The following is a 16,938-nucleotide window of genomic DNA, read 5'->3' as shown; positions in this document are numbered from 1 at the left end:
GGACGGTGAGATATGATCTTAGACAAGATAGTAGAAAAAAAGAAGATGAGGTTGAAAGAATTAAATTTGGATATAAAACTACTAAAGGAAAAAGCCGAGACGGAAAAATCTAGACCTAGTTTTATAGATGCACTAAAAAAAGAAGGATTATCTATAATTGGGGAAGTGAAAAGAGCATCTCCATCTAAGGGATTGATAAAAGAAAAGTTTTATCCATTGGAGCTAGCTGCGGAATATGAAAAATGTGTAGAAGCAATATCTGTACTGACAGAGGAAAGTTTTTTCTTGGGAAACCCAGAATATTTAGAGAAAATAGCAGCTAAGGTAGGAATTCCAGCCTTGAGGAAAGATTTTATAATAGACGAAGTTCAGATATATGAGGCAAAAATATTAGGAGCTTCAGCAATACTTTTAATAACAGCAATTTTAGATGAAAAGACATTGAAAAAATTTATACAGGTAGTTAAAACATTAGGAATGGATGCCCTGGTAGAGGTACATACAAAGGAGGAGGTTGAAAGAGCTATCATTGCAGGGGCAGAGATAATAGGGATAAATAATAGGGATTTAAAAACATTTAATGTGGATCTGAATACAACGGTAGAGCTGGCAAAATTAATCCCAAAAGATAAGGTGATAGTATCTGAAAGTGGAATAAAAGATGAGCTAGATATAAAAAAGTTGACTACAGCCGGGATAGACGGAGTTTTGGTAGGAGAAGTGTTTATGAGGTGTGATGATATAGGAAAATTAGCAGGAGAATTTAAAGGCGTAGCAAGGGGAAAAAGATGACAAAAATAAAAATATGTGGGTTACGAAGGGTGGAAGATATAGAGATGGTGAATAAAAATCTACCTGATTATGTGGGATTTGTTTTTGCTGAGAGTAGAAGAAAAGTAACTGAAGAGAAGGTTAAAGAATTAATAGATCGATTGGATAAAAGGATAAAAACTGTAGGAGTATTTGTAGATGAAAAAAGTGAAAATGTAGAAAAAATAGCGAGATATTGTGGCTTGGATATACTTCAATTTCACGGAGAGGAAACGGCAGAGTATTGTGATCAATTCAAATCTCGGTATGAAATTTGGAAAGCATTTTCAGTAAGGGATAGGGGGATAAAAAATAGGATTTCAGAGTATAAAAACTATACAGATGTTTGTCTTTTAGATGCCTATGATAAAGGAGTCAGAGGCGGAAATGGGAAGGTTTTTAATTGGAATTTGATTGAAGGAATCAATGAAAAATATAAAATTGCTCTGGCCGGTGGGATAACTTCTAAAAATATATTAGAAGCTGTAAAAAAGGTAGATCCTTATATTATAGATTTAAGTTCAGGTGTAGAAACAGATGGATTTAAGGATGAGGAAAAAATAAAAGAAATTATAAAAAAAATAAGAAGAGGTGGAGAAGATGGATAGAAAATTTGGAAAATTTGGTGGTCAATATGTAGCTGAAACATTGATGAATCCATTGAAAAAATTAGAGTCAGCCTATAAAGAGGCAAAGAATGATTTGGAATTTATGAAAGAATACAGGTACTATCTGAAGAAATATGTAGGGCGTGAAACACCATTATTTTATGCTGAAAAGATGAGTGAAAAACTAGGGGGAGCAAAGATATACTTGAAAAGAGAGGACCTGAATCACACTGGGGCTCATAAGATAAATAATGTATTGGGGCAGATCTTACTGGCTAAAAGGATGGGGAAAAAGAAAGTGATTGCTGAAACGGGAGCAGGGCAGCATGGGGTAGCAACAGCTACAGGAGCAGCACTGTTTGGGATGGAATGTGAAGTTTTCATGGGTGTTGAAGATATGGAAAGACAGAAGATAAATGTTTTTAAGATGGAGCTGCTGGGAGCAAAGGTGACAGGTGTATCATCTGGAACAGGAACCCTCAAAGATGCAACCAATGAAGCTATAAGAAAATGGGTTCAGAGGGTAGAGGATACATTTTATGTGATTGGATCAGTAGTTGGACCCCATCCATATCCAACTATGGTAAGAGATTTTCAAAAGGTAATAGGAGAGGAAACTAAATCACAGATAATAAAAGCTGAAGGTAGGTTACCAGATGCAATAATTGCCTGTGTAGGGGGAGGTTCCAATGCAATGGGGATGTTTTACGATTTTATAAAGGATGAAAAGGTGGCACTCTATGGAGTGGAAGCAGCGGGGTATGGGATAGGAACAGGGCAGCATGCAGCAGCATTTTGCGGGAGTGTAGGAGTGATACATGGGATGAAAACTTATATGCTCTGTGATGAGGATGGAAATATAACACCGGCACATTCTATATCAGCTGGACTGGATTATCCGGGAGTAGGACCGGAACATGCCCATCTCCACGATATAAAAAGGGTGAAATATGAATCGGTGACAGATGATGAAGCTTTGGAAGGGTTTAAACTGTTAACCAGACAGGAGGGGATAATGCCGGCTCTTGAAAGTTCCCATGCCATAGCTTATGCAGGGAAATTAGCTCCTAAGATGAAAAAAGATCAAATATTAGTAATAAATATATCGGGCCGGGGGGATAAAGATATCCATACAGTGGCTGAATACTTAGGAGGGGAATAAAAATATGAACAGGATAGAGAAAAAATTTAAAGAATTAGGAGAAAAAAAAGCATTAATAACATATATAACAGCTGGAGATCCTGCCTTAGATAAAACAGAAGAGTTGATCTATGCTATGGAAAGGGGAGGAGCCGACATAATAGAGTTAGGAATACCATATTCAGACCCTATAGCTGACGGGCCTGTTATCCAGGCAGCCGGTAAAAGAGCTCTAGAGAATGGAACCAGGTTATTTAAAGTATTTGACATTGTTAAAAATACTCGGAGAAAAACAGAGATCCCCTTGGTATTTTTAATCTATTTCAATACTATTTTGAGTCATGGTATAGAAAAGTTTATAAAAAAATGTCAGGAAGCTGGGGTAGACGGACTCATAATACCCGATCTTCCCCTAGAGGAAAGGGAAGAAGTCAGAGAATTAATGGAAGTTAGCGGGGTAGATTTAATACCATTAGTCGCTCCTAACTCCAGGGAGAGACTGGGGGATATAATTAATCAGGGAGGAAGCGGATTTGTCTACTGCATATCATCTTTTGGTGTAACAGGAGTAAGGGATAAATTTGATGTAGATTTAAAAAGTTTTCTGGAAGAAGTGAGGACAGAGACAAATTTACCTTTGGCAGTTGGTTTTGGGGTATCTACTAGAGAACATGTAGAGAAGATACACAGGATAGCAGATGGAGCCATAGTCGGATCAGCTATTGTAAAATTAGCTCATGAAACTAATGGGGATCCAAAAGTAATAGAGGGGAAAGTCAAGGAATTAAAAGGCAGTGGAAGGGATAGAAGGGTATAGATACAGAGCCATGATAAAAATAAATAAAAAATGTTTGACAAAGAGAAGCAATAGGAGTATCATTATATAAAATAAATTTTAGGGAGGTAAATCAGATGGTGATGAAAGGCTTTAGATATTGGTATGAATTGAAAAGCAATCAAATTTCATAACCAACAGGTTTATTAAACTTAAGACAATTTGTCAAAATAAATTTTTTAATTGTAGACCTATATTTTAAATATAGGTCTTTTTATTAGGAAAATTGTAAGCCTGTTCTATTTGGAACAGGTTTTTTTATTTTATAGAATAACTAAAACTTAGATACATTAGGAGGAAAATGATGATAATTAAACTAAAAAAAGGTGCCACAGATGATCAAGTGAACCACATTGTAGAAGTATTTGAAAACCTTGGAATGGAGATAAAGGGGATATCAGGAAAGGAATATGGAATTCTAGGAATAATAGGAGATACATCAAAACTAAGTATAAGAGATATGGAAGCATTAGAAGGAGTAGACAAGGTGACGAGAATACAAGAACCATTTAAGAAAGCTAATAGAAAGATGCAAGAAGAATGTACAATAATAGATGTAAACGGGATAAAAATAGGCAGGGGAAACTTTACCATTATGTCTGGACCTTGTTCGGTGGAATCAAGGGATCAAATTTTAGAAGTAGCAAAATCAGTAAAAAAATCAGGAGCTCAAATTTTACGTGGAGGCGCATACAAGCCGAGAACTTCTCCATATGCTTTCCAAGGAATGGAATTAGAGGGATTAGAGTTATTAAAAGAAGCAAGAAAAGAAACTGGGATGCCAATAGTAACTGAAATTATGTCGGTAGACTTGGTGGAAAAATTTGCTGAAGAAGTAGATATAATTCAAGTAGGAGCTAGAAATATGCAAAACTTTGACTTGTTAAAAGCACTAGGGAAGATAGATAAACCTATTTTATTAAAAAGAGGGTTATCGGCTACCATCGAAGAATGGTTGATGTCTGCTGAATATATAATGGCAGGAGGAAATGAAAAAGTAATCCTATGTGAAAGAGGGATTAGAACATATGAAAAATACACAAGAAATACATTGGATCTAAGTGCAGTATTAGCGGTAAAAAAATTGAGCCATCTGCCGGTAATTGTAGATCCAAGTCATGCTACAGGAAAAAGATGGATGGTAAAAAAATTGGCTATGGCAGCAGCAGCAGTAGGAGCAGATGGATTGATGGTAGAGGTACACAATGATCCTGAAAATGCTCTATGTGACGGGGCACAATCACTTAGACCAGAGCAATTTGAAGATTTAGTAAAGGATGTAAGTAAAATACTAGAGGTAGTTGGGAAAAAAATGTAATTACTTTCCCCTTTAACCTTCCCTTTAATTTATAGATTTTAAATATCTGAGAGGGGGAAGCAGAAGTATGAGAAGAATTTGAAAAAAGGGGGATGTTATGCAGCAGAAAAAAACATTAAGTATAGTGGGGCTAGGGCTTATAGGCGGGTGTTATGCTAAAACATTGAGAGATGAATTTGACACCATCTATGGGATAGACCTGGATGAGAAAGCTCTCTCCTATGCAGAGTCTGAAGGGATAATAGATAGGGGATTTATGGATTCTAAAATCCCTCTATCTGAAAGTGACATGGTAGTAATTTGTCTCTATCCCGATCTAGTAGAAGAGTTTATAGAAAAAAATATTGATAACTTTAAACCTAATGCAGTTATTACAGATGCAGTAGGAGTGAAGGGGGATATGATAGATAGAATAATAGGAAATCTTCCATCAAATATAGATTTTATAGGAGCTCATCCTATGGCAGGAAGGGAAGTAAAAGGGGTATGGAACTCCAGTGAAAAAATATTTAATGGAGCTAACTTTATAATAACTCCCCATCCTCTGAATAATAATAAAAATTTAGATCTCATAGAAAAATTGGCATATAAGATGGGGTTTAAGAGGGTTTCTCGGATAACTCCTAGAAAACATGATGAAATAATATCTTTTACCAGTCAATTAACCCATGCCATAGCAGTTGCTTTGGTTAATTCAGATGAAAAAAACTTTGATACTAATGTATTTATAGGCGATTCATATCGGGATCTTACCCGTATAGCCATGATAAATGGAGAACTATGGGATAAATTGTTTATGGGAAACAAGGATAATCTCATAAAAAAAATTGAGAAATTTGAGGAGAGTTTAGATATAATAAAGAATTCTTTAAAGGAAGGAGACAGTGAATCTCTCAAAGAAGAGTTCAGGAAATCTACCGTTAGGAGAAAGGAGATATCTTAAAGATGGAAAAATTACACATAAATTTAGATGAGAAATCCTATGATATTTTTATAGAGAGGGGAATATTTGAAGAGGTAGGAAAATATATATCAAAAATCTATAAAAAGAAAAAAATAGTTGTAGTAACCGATACAAATGTAGACAGCCTCTACGGAGATAAAATATTAAAAAACTTAGAAAATTCAGGTTATACACCTGTAAAGGTAGTCTTTGATGCAGGGGAAGAAAATAAAAATTTTGATACCCTCACTGAGGTATATGAAAAAATGATTGATTCAGGAATAAAAAGAGGAGATCTGCTTATAGCTTTTGGTGGTGGAGTTGTAGGAGATTTAGCAGGATTTGCAGCATCTACAATATATAGAGGGATGGATTTTATCCAAATACCAACGACACTATTAGCTCAGGTAGACAGTAGTGTAGGAGGAAAAGTTGCTGTAGATACAACCAGAGGTAAAAATTTAGTCGGGAGTTTTTATCAGCCTAAGATGGTAATAATCGATCCGGAACTCCTAAAAACATTAGATGAAAGGGAAGTAAGGAGCGGAATGGCTGAGGTAATAAAATACGGAGCCATCTATGACAATAAATTTTTTAATTATCTATTAGAGAAAAAAGATCTAAAGAGTTCTATGGGAGATATAGAAAAAATTATCAAAAGGTGTTGTGAGATAAAAGCTCAAATTGTAGAGATAGATGAGTTAGATCTTGGACTACGTATGATATTAAACTTTGGTCATACTCTGGGTCATGCTATTGAAAAATATTATGATTATACAAAATATACCCACGGAGAGGCAATCTCTATAGGGATGTATGAGATTACTATATTGGGGGAAAAATTAGGGATAACTAAAAAAGGTGAATCAGAAAAAATGAAGGAAATTTTGAAAAAATATGAACTTCCTATAGAGGATAAAGTTAATTTAGGAGACCTCATAGAAATTATGAAAAGTGATAAAAAAAATATATCAGGGATATTAAATTTTATATTTTTATCTGAAATAGGTAAGGTAGAGGTAAAGAAGGTCGCAGAGGAAGAGATAGCCAATAAATTATTTAAATAAAAAATAAAGGGTTGTAAAAAAACTAAATTGTGCTTGTCTGGATGCAGCGTCACGTTGCTTTTATAAATAGTAATTTTGCAGGGTAGGAGGGTAGAAATGAAGGTTAGAATAATTCCAAATGAATTAAAGGGAGATGTGGTGATACCACCATCTAAAAGTCTAGCACATAGAGCTATAATTGCAGGTTCATTAGCAGAGGGGAAAAGCGTAATAACAAATCTTAATTTTTCAAATGATATAAGGGTAACAACTCAGGCTATGAAAGATCTAGGTGTAAATATAGAAGTATTTGAAGATTATGAAATTATTACAGGATCTAAAAATCTAAAGAGGGTTAATAGGGTTATAAATTGCGGAGAATCAGGGTCTACAATTAGATTTATGATACCTATATCTCTATTGGCAGATGGGGAAGTAACATTTGTAGGAGAAGGAAGACTAACTACCAGACCACTCAATGTATTTCATGAAATTTTTGATAAACAGAAAATAAAATATAGTCGAGGTGTAGAAGAGCTTCCATTAACTATTGATGGGAAATTAAAATCAGGAAAATTTGAGGTAAGGGGAGATATAAGTTCGCAATTTATAACAGGACTACTCTACACATTACCAAAATTAGATGGGGATTCTGAAATAATTATAACTACTAATCTAGAGTCTAAAGGATATATAGATCTGACTTTAGATATTTTAGACAAATTCGGCGTTAAAATAATCAATGAAAATTATGAAAGATTTGTTGTTCCTGGAAACCAAGGTTACAGGGCACATGATTATAGGGTCGAGGGAGATTTTTCCCAGGTAGCTTTTTGGCTGGTAGCTGGATTTTTAAATGATGGTATCAATTGTCTTGGGATGAATCCTAATTCATTGCAAGGTGACAGGGAAATAATAAAGATATTGAAAGATATGGGTGGCGATCTAATAATAGATGAAGATAGAATTAGTATAGCGGGAAAACAATCGATAGGATCGATAATTGACTTGAGTCAATGCCCGGATTTAGGACCCATAGTAACAGTTTTAGCAAGCCTAAGTGAGGGAACTACCAGGATAATTAATGCTGGAAGATTGAGAATAAAAGAATCTGACAGGATAACTTCTATGACAACAGAACTTAATAAACTAGGAGCTAAGATAGTAGAAACTGAAAATGGAATGGTTATAGAGGGAGTAAAAAACTTAAAAGGTGGAGTAGAAGTAGATGCCTGGAACGATCATAGGGTTGCCATGGCACTAGCAGTAGCCAGCAGCAGGTGTGATGAGCCTATTATCCTCACAGGAGCAGACTCAGTAAAAAAATCATACCCGGATTTTTGGAAAGATTTTGAAAAATTAAACGGGAAGATACAAATAATAGAGGAATAAAAATAAAAAACTCTAATATAGATCAAAGAGGTTAATGGGATTTTTTTATCTATACAATAGAGATTAAAAAAATTAACTGAACAGATAGAAGAAAGGTTGCTTTAGCAATCTTTTTTCTAATCTTAAATGGGAGAAAACCATAAAAGGAAAGGTGGATGAAAATGGGTTCAACTTGGGGAAAAAATATAAAATTATCATTGTTTGGAGAATCTCACGGTGTAGGGATAGGGATTACTATTGATGGGCTGCCGGCAGGGGTAGAGTTAGACCTGGATGCAATAAAGGCAGAGATGCAAAGACGAGCCACAGGTAAAAATGAACTTACAACTGCCAGAAAAGAAGCGGATACTTTTGAGATTTTAAGCGGATATTTTAATGGTTACACTACAGGAGCACCTCTTAGTATATTAATAAGAAATAGAGACCAGCAATCGAGGGATTACAGCAAGATAAAGGATATAGCCAGACCGGCTCATGCTGACTATACCGGTTATAAAAGATATGATGGATACAATGATTACCGTGGAGGAGGTCATTTTTCAGGACGGTTGACGGCTCCCATTGTGTTTGCAGGGGCAGTGGCAAAGCAAATATTGAAGGATAAAGAAATTTATATAGGAACTCATATAAAGAGTATAAAAGATCTTCAAGACAGGGATTTCTGTGAAAGTGATCTAAATACAGAAGTTTTTAAAAAATTAGCTGAGAAGCAGCTTCCATTTTTAGATGAAAACTTAGAAAGCCTCAGCCGGGAAAAAATACTCCAGGCAAAAAGTAAGTGTGACTCTTTAGGAGGAGTGATAGAATGCTCTATTATAGGGATGAAACCTGGAGTAGGAAATCCATTTTTTAACTCCATTGAGAGTCAGTTAGCTGGGCTGATGTATTCTATCCCTGCTGTAAAAGGTGTAGAATTTGGTGCTGGATTTGGAATAACCGAACTATTTGGAAGCGAAGCCAATGACAATATCTATATAGACGGTGATAAAGTAAAAACTAAAACTAATAATAATGGAGGAGTTTTAGGTGGGATTACCAATGGAATGCCTATAAACTTTAAAGTTGCTATAAAACCAACTCCCTCTATATCAAAGGCTCAGGAAACTATAAATATGAAGACCAATGAGGAAACAGAATTTAAGATTATAGGAAGACATGACCCCTGTATAGTTCCAAGGGCTTTAGTGGTAGTAGAAGCAATGACAGCCATAGGAATCTTAGATTTTTTGGTGGTATCTTAGGATGGTGAAGATGAAAAAATTAGATCAATGGAGAGATGAGATAGATAAAATCGATCAAGAGATGGCAGAATTATTTGTAAAAAGAATGAAAGTTGTAGAAGGAATTGCAAGATATAAGCAGAGTACAGGGATGGAAGTACTGGATACAGCCAGGGAAAAAGTAGTAATCGAGGAAAATTCCAAGAGAGTTACAGATGAGAAACTAAAAAAATATTATGTTGAATTTTTAGAAAGTAATATGAAGATATCCAGAAATTTTCAAAAATCTATCCTAGGACTAGATAAGGTAGTTGGATACCAGGGGATACCGGGATCATTTAGTTATTTAGCATTAAAAACTAAATATAAAGATGAACTCCTAAACTCCTATCAAAATTTTGAAGATGTATTTACAGCATTAAAAAATAAGGAGATAGAGGTAGGAGTACTCCCTATTGAAAACTCATATACAGGGGATATCACCGATAACTTTGATCTTATGAAAAAATATAATGCCTACATAATAGATATTATAGAGTTAAAAATAGATCACAATTTATTGGGAGTAAAGGGGGCAAAGTTAAGCGATATTGTGGAGATATATTCCCATGTTCAGGGATTTAAGCAATCCCAGACTTTTTTAAAGGGAAGGGGTTATAAGGAAATACCATATTATAATACAGCTATAAGTGCAAAATATGTAAGTGAAATGAAGGATATAACTAAAGGGGCTATAGGGAGTGCTGAGACGGCCGCGATCTATAATTTGGATATACTGGCAAAAAACATAAATACCCATGAAGATAATACAACTAAATTTATGGTTATTGGAAATAAATTGATTGTAAATAAAGATCATAATAGGGTCATGGCAGCATTTTCCACTTATAATAAATCAGGGGATCTTTCCAGTGTTTTAGGAAAATTCAATAAATACGGGATCAATATGCTGAGCATAAAATCAAGACCTCTTAAAGATTCTCCCTGGGAATATATCTTTTTTGTGGAATTAGAAGGGAACTATGAGACTTTGAAACCTGCCATAGAAAAGATAGAGAAAAAAAGTAAATATTTTGAGGTGATTGGCAGTTATGAAAAATAAATATGCTTTAATTGGAGAGAAATTAGGACATAGTTACTCTCCTGTAATCCATAATATGATCTTTGAAAAAATTGAGGTAGATGGAAAATATTCATTATTAGAGGTACCTCGTAATAATATCTCAGAAGTGGTAAAAAAATTAAGAGGTGAAGAGTTGTCGGGAATTAATATAACTATCCCTTATAAAACAGATATTATAGAATATCTAGATGAAGTTTCCGAAGAAGCTAAACAGATAGGAGCAGTTAATACTGTGATCTCTAAGGATGGGAAGTTAATCGGGTATAATACAGATTACTATGGGTTCAGGATGATAATAACTAAATTAAAATTAGAAATAAAAAATAAAAAAAACTTTATCTGTGGTGCCGGGGGTTCAGCCAGAGCGGTGATTAAATGTCTGGAAGATCTAGGTGGAGAGAATTATTTAGTTACCAGAGATAAAGAAAAAGCCAGGATAAATTTTAAAAGTTTTCAAAATTTAAATATTATCTCTTACAATGAACTACAATCTATATCTGATAAGAATTTAATAGTTAATTGCACACCCTGTGGGATGTATCCCAATATAGAGTGTAGTATATTGGATGAAGAGGAGAAAAAAGAATATTGTGCTGGGATAGACCTTATCTATAACCCTCAGAAGACTAAGTTCCTGGAGGGGTTTGAAGTAGGAGAAAATGGTCTGCTGATGCTGGTAGGACAGGCTGTAAAAGCAGAGGAAATATGGCAGGAAAGAGATATATCTGAAGACGATACACAAGAAATCTATGAAAAGATAAAGGAAATGATCTATAAGAAATAAAAAAGGGGGAGAAGATGGGAATATTAGCCAAAAGGTCAAAAGATAAAAATATTGTAGATACTGTATTTACAATGGTAAAAAAAGCCAGTGATGCTAAAGTTAAGTATGGAGAAGATAATGTAATAGATGTAACAATAGGGGCTCTTTGTGATGAAGATGGCAAATTTACCATTTTTGATTCTGTAAGTGAAGTATATAAAAATTTAGATAAGATGGACATAGCACCCTATGCAGAGTCATTTATTGGAAACAATGATTATCTGAGAGAGGTAAAGTCATGGGTATTAGGTGGACATGAGGAGAAATTCAGTGTAGGAGCTATAGCTACTCCTGGTGGATCCGGATCTGTGAGTTCTACGTTGAAAAATATATTGGACCCGGGAGAAACGCTGCTTATTCCAAATATCGGTTGGGGTCCCTATAAGATAATGGCAAAGGAACATGATTTAAAAATAGAAACCTATGAATTATTCAATGAAAAAGATGAATTTAATATTGAAAGTTTTAGAGAGAAATCATCTGAGATAATGAAATCACAGGGGAAAGTTTTGGCTATAATAAATGACCCATGTCATAATCCTACAGGTTACTCTATGAGTAGATCTGAATGGGAGAGTGTTGTAAAAGTTATGAATGATCTATCTAAAGATGGAAACTATATACTTTTAAATGATATTGCCTATATAGACTATGCTGTGAAAGGATATAAGGAAAGCCGTAAATATATGGAGTGTTTTACAGATTTATCTTCTAAAAATTTGGTTGTATTCTCCTTTAGCTGTTCTAAAACACTTACTAAATATGGTCTTCGTGTAGGAGGAAGCGTTTTTATTTCAAATGAAAAGAAAAATGTAGACGACTATATGAGAGCCAACGAATTTACGTGCCGGGGGATATGGTCAAATATTCCTAAGGGTGGAATGAAATTATTTTCAACTATTCAAAGGGATGAAATCTTAAGAGGTAACTTAACAGAGGAAAGAAATAGTTATGTTAAATTATTAGAAAAAAGATCTAAGATATTTTTAGAGGAAGCTCGTGAAGTAGGTTTAGAAGTTTATCCATATAAGGAAGGTTTTTTTATTACGCTAAAGATAAAAGATGAAAAAATCAAAGAAAGTCTGGAAAAGCTGAATCAGGAAAATATATATCCAATCCAGGTAGCCCATGGGATAAGGATTGCAATATGTGGAAGTCCCAGTAAAAAATTAGATGGCTTAGCTAAAAAAATTAAAAATATTATAGGTTAAAAAAAGAAGTTCTCTATACTGATACCAGTACAGAGAACTTTATTATTATTTAATTTCGTTTAATGTAATCTTTCCTTTTTCCATCTTTTCAACAATAGCTAATGATTCTAGGTGGAATCCCTCTTTTAGAAGATTTTTTCTTCCCTCTTTAAATCCTTTTTCAATAACTATACCTACTCCTACAACATTTGCTTTACCTTGATTTACAATGTCTCTAAGACCTAGGATAGCATTTCCTGCTGATAAAAAATCATCGATGAGGAGAATATTTTCTCCCTCAGTTATAAACTCTTTAGAAACAGTTAAGTTGTAATTAGTTTCCTTTGTAAATGAGTATACAGTGGTAGAGTAAAATTTGTCCATAGTAATGGGTTTATGCTTTTTGGCAAATACCATAGGGACACCTAGTTCTAAAGCGGTGATCATAGCAGGAGCTATTCCAGAAGCTTCGATAGTTAAGACCTTATCTATTTTTTTTCCTTCAAACCTTTTAACGAACTCTTTCCCGACCTGGTTCATGAGTTTAGGATCTATTTGATGATTAACAAATGAATCAACCTTTAAGATTGAGTCTGATAATGCTAATCCGTCTTTTAATATAGTATCGTGTAATATTTTCATAATTAAACCTCCAAAAATGTTTTAAACACCTCATATTGAGTGAAATTATTAAGAAAATATTGATCTTAAAATTACACTCATAGTTAGCTATTTACGGCAGCTAGTAGAAACTTTCTTCCTTATTAAGAAAATATATGAGAATTGATTTTATCTATATTACCATAAGATTCTAAAAAAAGCAATGTGACGTTGCATCCAAACAGGCATAATAAAAAAGCAGCTGACCTAGGCCAGCTGCTAATAGGAGTTCTAATTAATAGATCTCTTTGATATTTTTTGTAGGATGGTTTTCATACTTGATTACTTTACCTTCCCAAGTTCTGATCATAACATAATCAGTTCCACGAGATAACATATATTGAGGCATTAAAGGTGTTTTACCTTGTCCCTTTGGTGCATTAACAATATAAGTTGGAATAGCCATTCCAGAAGTGAATCCTCTCAGATATTCCATGATCTCTAATCCATCATCGATAGATGTATTGAAATGTTCAGTTCCTTGAACATGCTTTGCATGGAAGATATAATAAGGTCTGCATCTGATCTTTAATAATTCTTGATTCATAAGTCTCATTACAAATTTATCGTTATTTATACCGTTTAACAGAACAGCCTGGTTTCCTAAAGGAACTCCGTTGTTTGCTAATTTTTCACATGCAGCCTTAGCTTCAGGAGTGATCTCCTTTGGATGGTTGAAATGTGTATTTAAGTAGATAGGATGATATTTTTTTATCATATTAACTAGATCATCTGTTATCCTTTGGGGCATAGTAACAGGTGTTCTACTACCTAATCTAATAATTTCTACATGAGGGATAGTTCTAAGCTCAGCTAAGATCCACTCTAGCCTAGAATCAGATAGCGCTAAAACATCTCCTCCAGTAAGTAAAACATCTCTAACTTCAGAGTTGCTTCTAATATATTCAATCGATGCCAAAAGATCTTTATCGTGGGTAGCATTGTCGCTCTCACCGATATTTCTTCTTCTTTGACAATGTCTGCAATACATTGCACATTCATTAGTTGTGTTTATAATAAGTCTGTCTGGGTATCTTCTAGTGATAGTTCCAGCAGGATTAGTATGTTCCTCTCCCATAGGATCAGCATCTCCAGAGTTGTTGTCTAATTCAATAGATGCAGGAATACTAAGTAATCTAATAGGATCATATTTATCCTTTGGATCTAATAAACAAGCATAGTATGGTGAAATTGCCCATCTATACTTATCTCCTACACTTTGAATTTCTTTTTTTTCTTCTTCAGTCAAGTCTAAGATCAGATTTAAAGTTTTAACGTCAGTAATTCTATTTGAAAGTTGCCATTTAAAATCATTCCAGTCCTTTTCAGTAGCACCAAAATGCTTTAAAAGGATCGCTTTTGAAATTTCAAATTGTTTCCTTACATCTTTAGTCATACCAGTTGGTATATCCTCTCTTGCTATTAAATAATCGTTTATAGTACCTTTAAGTTCTTTAGCCCTATCTAGGGAAATTTCTCTACCAGTCAAAATATCAGCCTCCTAAAATTTTATATTATGTACATTACATTATACGCATATAGTCATAGTGTGTCAAATTTTAATAAATGAAATAAATGGTAAATATATTTATTTATTGATATTTTATATAATTTCATTGATAAGATTAATAGTTTTGAAGATAAAAAAAAGGAAAAACTAAGAAAAAGAAGAAAATTAATATAGAAAATTTTGATTTAATAGCGATTAATAGGAGGAATTCTAGATGAACAATGAATATTTAATGGAGATAAGGGAAGTATATAAAAGGATAAAGCCTCTAATTGAAGCCAGGATAGACGGGTATAAATCGATTTGGTTTAACGGAAACAATGAAGATGTTTATAAAGAGCTTGCTTTCTGTATTCTGACACCTCAGTCTAAGGCCAGGGGTGCAGAAAAAGCAATAGATGGGATGTTAAATGCCGGAGTGTTTTGGACTGGGATAGAGGATGATTTGATACCGTATCTAAATGTAGTAAGGTTTAAAAACACCAAAGCAAAAAATCTGGTTATCCTCCGTGAATTTATGAAAGATGAGGAGGGAAGGATAGTTACCAAGACACTGGTCGACAAGATCGGCGATGTATTTGAAAAAAGAATTTGGTTGGTAAAAAATATCAAAGGGATAGGGTATAAGGAAGCCAGTCATTTTCTCAGAAACATAGGATTTGGTGATGAGATAGCTATCTTAGACAGGCATATATTAAAAAATATAATGAGGTTAGGAGTGATAGATGAAATCCCTAAAACTATAACTCCTAAAAAATATTTAGAGATAGAGAAGAAAATCGAAAAATATTGCAGGGAGACCGAGATACCTATGGATCATTTTGATCTGTTGTTGTGGTATTTAGAAGCTGGAGAAGTATTTAAATGATGAAAAAAATTAATTTTAAAGCCTCTGTGTAATTGAGTAAACTAAAGTATTGTGATACAATATAAAATGCTTGAATTGTATGTAAGAAACGTTAGATGGAGGAAGAAAAATGACAAAGAAAAAAGCTACAATTATAACATATGGCTGCCAGATGAATGTAAATGAGACAGCTAAGATGAAAAAGTTATTAGAAGGAAATGGATATGAGATGACTGATGACATTCATAATTCAGATGCTGTATTTTTAAATACATGTACTGTAAGGGGTGGAGCAGCAGGAAGAATAGAGGGAAAGTTAGGGAATTTAAAGACTATAAAAAATGCTAGAAAGACTAAGATGATAATAGGAGTAACAGGCTGTGTAGCTCAAGAGGAAAAGGAACATATATTAGAAAGAGCACCTCATGTAGATATAGTTATCGGGAATCAAAATATAGCAAAATTACCGGAGATTATGGAAAAAATACTAAAGGGAGAGGTAGTACATGCAGTATTAACTGACAAAGAAGATGAATTGCCTCCTAGGATAGATGCTAATTTTGGAGATGGGATTTCAGCTTCTGTAGCTATAAACTATGGTTGTAATAATTTTTGTACATACTGTATAGTTCCATATGTAAGGGGTCGTGAAAGATCGGTTCCTATGGAAGACATAGTGAACGATGTGAGAAAATATGTGGAAAAAGGATATAAAGATATCTTATTATTAGGACAAAATGTAAATTCCTATGGAAAAGATTTTGAGAACAGTCATGAAATAAATTTTGCTAAATTGTTGGATGAAATTTGTAAAATAGAGGGAGAATACTGGGTTAGATATGTGTCACCTCATCCAAAGGATCTGACTATGGATGTACTGGAAGTAGCTGCTAGACATCCAGAAAAAATAGCTAGAAATATGCATCTGCCAGTACAGTCAGGATCGACTAATATGTTGAAAGCTATGAATAGAAAGTATACCAAGGAAGATTATTTAACCTTAGTAGACAGAATAAAGACTGCATTGCCGGATATATCTCTTACTACAGATATTATAGTAGGATTTCCTGGAGAGACAGAGGAAGATTTCTTAGATACTATGGATTTAATTAAACAGGTTAAGTATGAAAATGCCTATATGTTTATGTATTCTATAAGAGAGGGAACTCCGGCAGCAACTATGGAAGGTCAAATTTCAGAGGAAGTAAAAAAATCAAGGTTACAAAGATTGATGGACGTCCAAAATGAGAATGCAAAGGAATGCAGTTTGAGTTATGTAGGTAAAACTGTAAAAGTTTTAGTAGAAGGTACCAGTCATAGAAATGAGAAAAAGATGACCGGAAGGATAAGTGCAAATAAAGTAGTTATCTTTGAAGGGGATAGTTCTTTAAAAGGAACCTTTGTGGATGTTAAAATTGTAACAGCAAAAACATGGACTTTATATGGAGAATTAGTATAAACTAGAGGTGAGA

At 34.0% G+C, this 16,938-nt stretch carries 16 protein-coding genes and 1 riboswitch; of the genes, 14 read left to right on the top strand and 2 right to left on the bottom strand.

Features of this window, described 5'->3' with window-relative positions:
* The first annotated feature begins 12 nt into the window (after positions 1-12).
* From trpC to NRK67_15395, 12 genes are all read left to right on the top strand, one after another.
* A complete protein-coding gene (trpC, locus tag NRK67_15450; protein ID UUV18664.1) occupies positions 13-792 on the top strand; it encodes an indole-3-glycerol phosphate synthase TrpC in 780 nt (259 codons plus the stop codon).
* Entirely contained in the window at positions 789-1,418 is a 630-nt protein-coding gene (locus tag NRK67_15445; protein ID UUV18663.1) for a phosphoribosylanthranilate isomerase, read from the top strand. Before trpC ends, NRK67_15445 begins: the two co-directional genes overlap by 4 nt.
* A complete protein-coding gene (trpB, locus tag NRK67_15440; GenBank protein UUV18662.1) occupies positions 1,411-2,580 on the top strand; it encodes a tryptophan synthase subunit beta in 1,170 nt (389 codons plus the stop codon). The genes NRK67_15445 and trpB overlap by 8 nt, the downstream gene beginning before the upstream one ends.
* Positions 2,581-2,584: 4 nt before the next feature.
* Positions 2,585-3,376, top strand: a complete 792-nt coding sequence (gene trpA / locus NRK67_15435) for a tryptophan synthase subunit alpha (GenBank protein ID UUV18661.1) — start codon at positions 2,585-2,587, stop codon at positions 3,374-3,376.
* A gap of 322 nt (positions 3,377-3,698) precedes the next feature.
* Positions 3,699-4,712 (top strand): 3-deoxy-7-phosphoheptulonate synthase, encoded by a 1,014-nt coding sequence (aroF, locus tag NRK67_15430; protein ID UUV18660.1) that lies wholly within the window; start codon positions 3,699-3,701, stop codon positions 4,710-4,712.
* Between the two features lie 97 nt (positions 4,713-4,809).
* Entirely contained in the window at positions 4,810-5,655 is an 846-nt protein-coding gene (locus NRK67_15425; protein UUV18659.1) for a prephenate dehydrogenase, read from the top strand.
* A gap of 2 nt (positions 5,656-5,657) precedes the next feature.
* On the top strand, positions 5,658-6,722 hold the full coding sequence (gene aroB / locus NRK67_15420; protein ID UUV18658.1) for a 3-dehydroquinate synthase: 1,065 nt from the start codon (positions 5,658-5,660) through the stop codon (positions 6,720-6,722).
* Between the two features lie 96 nt (positions 6,723-6,818).
* Positions 6,819-8,093, top strand: a complete 1,275-nt coding sequence (gene aroA, locus NRK67_15415) for a 3-phosphoshikimate 1-carboxyvinyltransferase (GenBank protein UUV18657.1) — start codon at positions 6,819-6,821, stop codon at positions 8,091-8,093.
* Between the two features lie 161 nt (positions 8,094-8,254).
* Positions 8,255-9,334, top strand: coding sequence for a chorismate synthase (aroC, locus tag NRK67_15410; GenBank protein ID UUV18656.1), 1,080 nt, complete (start codon positions 8,255-8,257; stop codon positions 9,332-9,334).
* Between the two features lie 10 nt (positions 9,335-9,344).
* On the top strand, positions 9,345-10,415 hold the full coding sequence (locus NRK67_15405; protein UUV18655.1) for a chorismate mutase: 1,071 nt from the start codon (positions 9,345-9,347) through the stop codon (positions 10,413-10,415).
* Positions 10,405-11,220, top strand: a complete 816-nt coding sequence (aroE, locus tag NRK67_15400) for a shikimate dehydrogenase (GenBank protein UUV18654.1) — start codon at positions 10,405-10,407, stop codon at positions 11,218-11,220. The genes NRK67_15405 and aroE overlap by 11 nt, the downstream gene beginning before the upstream one ends.
* A gap of 14 nt (positions 11,221-11,234) precedes the next feature.
* The gene (locus tag NRK67_15395) at positions 11,235-12,470 is read left to right on the top strand and encodes an aminotransferase class I/II-fold pyridoxal phosphate-dependent enzyme (protein ID UUV18653.1); all 1,236 of its coding nucleotides are present in this window, start codon (positions 11,235-11,237) and stop codon (positions 12,468-12,470) included.
* Between the two features lie 45 nt (positions 12,471-12,515).
* On the opposite strand, the gene NRK67_15390 is transcribed toward NRK67_15395, so the two are convergent.
* Both NRK67_15390 and eam read right to left on the bottom strand, forming a co-directional pair.
* Entirely contained in the window at positions 12,516-13,091 is a 576-nt protein-coding gene (locus NRK67_15390) for a xanthine phosphoribosyltransferase (GenBank protein ID UUV18652.1), read from the bottom strand.
* 60 nt (positions 13,092-13,151) lie between these two features.
* Positions 13,152-13,249: riboswitch (purine riboswitch) on the bottom strand.
* A 95-nt stretch (positions 13,250-13,344) separates the two neighbouring features.
* On the bottom strand, positions 13,345-14,601 hold the full coding sequence (eam, locus tag NRK67_15385) for a glutamate 2,3-aminomutase (protein UUV19955.1): 1,257 nt from the start codon (positions 14,599-14,601) through the stop codon (positions 13,345-13,347).
* A gap of 232 nt (positions 14,602-14,833) precedes the next feature.
* On the opposite strand from eam, the gene NRK67_15380 reads away from it, so the two are divergent.
* Both NRK67_15380 and miaB read left to right on the top strand, forming a co-directional pair.
* Positions 14,834-15,487, top strand: coding sequence for an N-glycosylase/DNA lyase (locus tag NRK67_15380; GenBank protein UUV18651.1), 654 nt, complete (start codon positions 14,834-14,836; stop codon positions 15,485-15,487).
* A gap of 109 nt (positions 15,488-15,596) precedes the next feature.
* On the top strand, positions 15,597-16,925 hold the full coding sequence (gene miaB, locus NRK67_15375; protein ID UUV18650.1) for a tRNA (N6-isopentenyl adenosine(37)-C2)-methylthiotransferase MiaB: 1,329 nt from the start codon (positions 15,597-15,599) through the stop codon (positions 16,923-16,925).
* Positions 16,926-16,938 lie beyond the last annotated feature (13 nt).

It is taken from the genome of Fusobacteria bacterium ZRK30 (assembly GCA_024628785.1).
GTDB lineage: Bacteria > Fusobacteriota > Fusobacteriia > Fusobacteriales > Fusobacteriaceae > Psychrilyobacter.
The sequence above is the reverse complement of the archived record's forward strand: the minus strand, read 5'-3'. Positions and strand labels throughout refer to the sequence as shown.

Bases quoted from the DNA above. Each gene is read 5' to 3' on its own strand.
- trpC (UUV18664.1), top strand. From the start codon at position 13: ATGATCTTAGACAAGATAGTAGAAAAAAAGAAGATGAGGTTGAAAGAA.
- NRK67_15445 (UUV18663.1), top strand. From the start codon at position 789: ATGACAAAAATAAAAATATGTGGGTTACGAAGGGTGGAAGATATAGAG.
- trpB (UUV18662.1), top strand. From the start codon at position 1,411: ATGGATAGAAAATTTGGAAAATTTGGTGGTCAATATGTAGCTGAAACA.
- trpA (UUV18661.1), top strand. From the start codon at position 2,585: ATGAACAGGATAGAGAAAAAATTTAAAGAATTAGGAGAAAAAAAAGCA.
- aroF (UUV18660.1), top strand. From the start codon at position 3,699: ATGATAATTAAACTAAAAAAAGGTGCCACAGATGATCAAGTGAACCAC.
- NRK67_15425 (UUV18659.1), top strand. From the start codon at position 4,810: ATGCAGCAGAAAAAAACATTAAGTATAGTGGGGCTAGGGCTTATAGGC.
- aroB (UUV18658.1), top strand. From the start codon at position 5,658: ATGGAAAAATTACACATAAATTTAGATGAGAAATCCTATGATATTTTT.
- aroA (UUV18657.1), top strand. From the start codon at position 6,819: ATGAAGGTTAGAATAATTCCAAATGAATTAAAGGGAGATGTGGTGATA.
- aroC (UUV18656.1), top strand. From the start codon at position 8,255: ATGGGTTCAACTTGGGGAAAAAATATAAAATTATCATTGTTTGGAGAA.
- NRK67_15405 (UUV18655.1), top strand. From the start codon at position 9,345: ATGAAAAAATTAGATCAATGGAGAGATGAGATAGATAAAATCGATCAA.
- aroE (UUV18654.1), top strand. From the start codon at position 10,405: ATGAAAAATAAATATGCTTTAATTGGAGAGAAATTAGGACATAGTTAC.
- NRK67_15395 (UUV18653.1), top strand. From the start codon at position 11,235: ATGGGAATATTAGCCAAAAGGTCAAAAGATAAAAATATTGTAGATACT.
- NRK67_15390 (UUV18652.1), bottom strand. From the start codon at position 13,091: ATGAAAATATTACACGATACTATATTAAAAGACGGATTAGCATTATCA.
- NRK67_15380 (UUV18651.1), top strand. From the start codon at position 14,834: ATGAACAATGAATATTTAATGGAGATAAGGGAAGTATATAAAAGGATA.
- miaB (UUV18650.1), top strand. From the start codon at position 15,597: ATGACAAAGAAAAAAGCTACAATTATAACATATGGCTGCCAGATGAAT.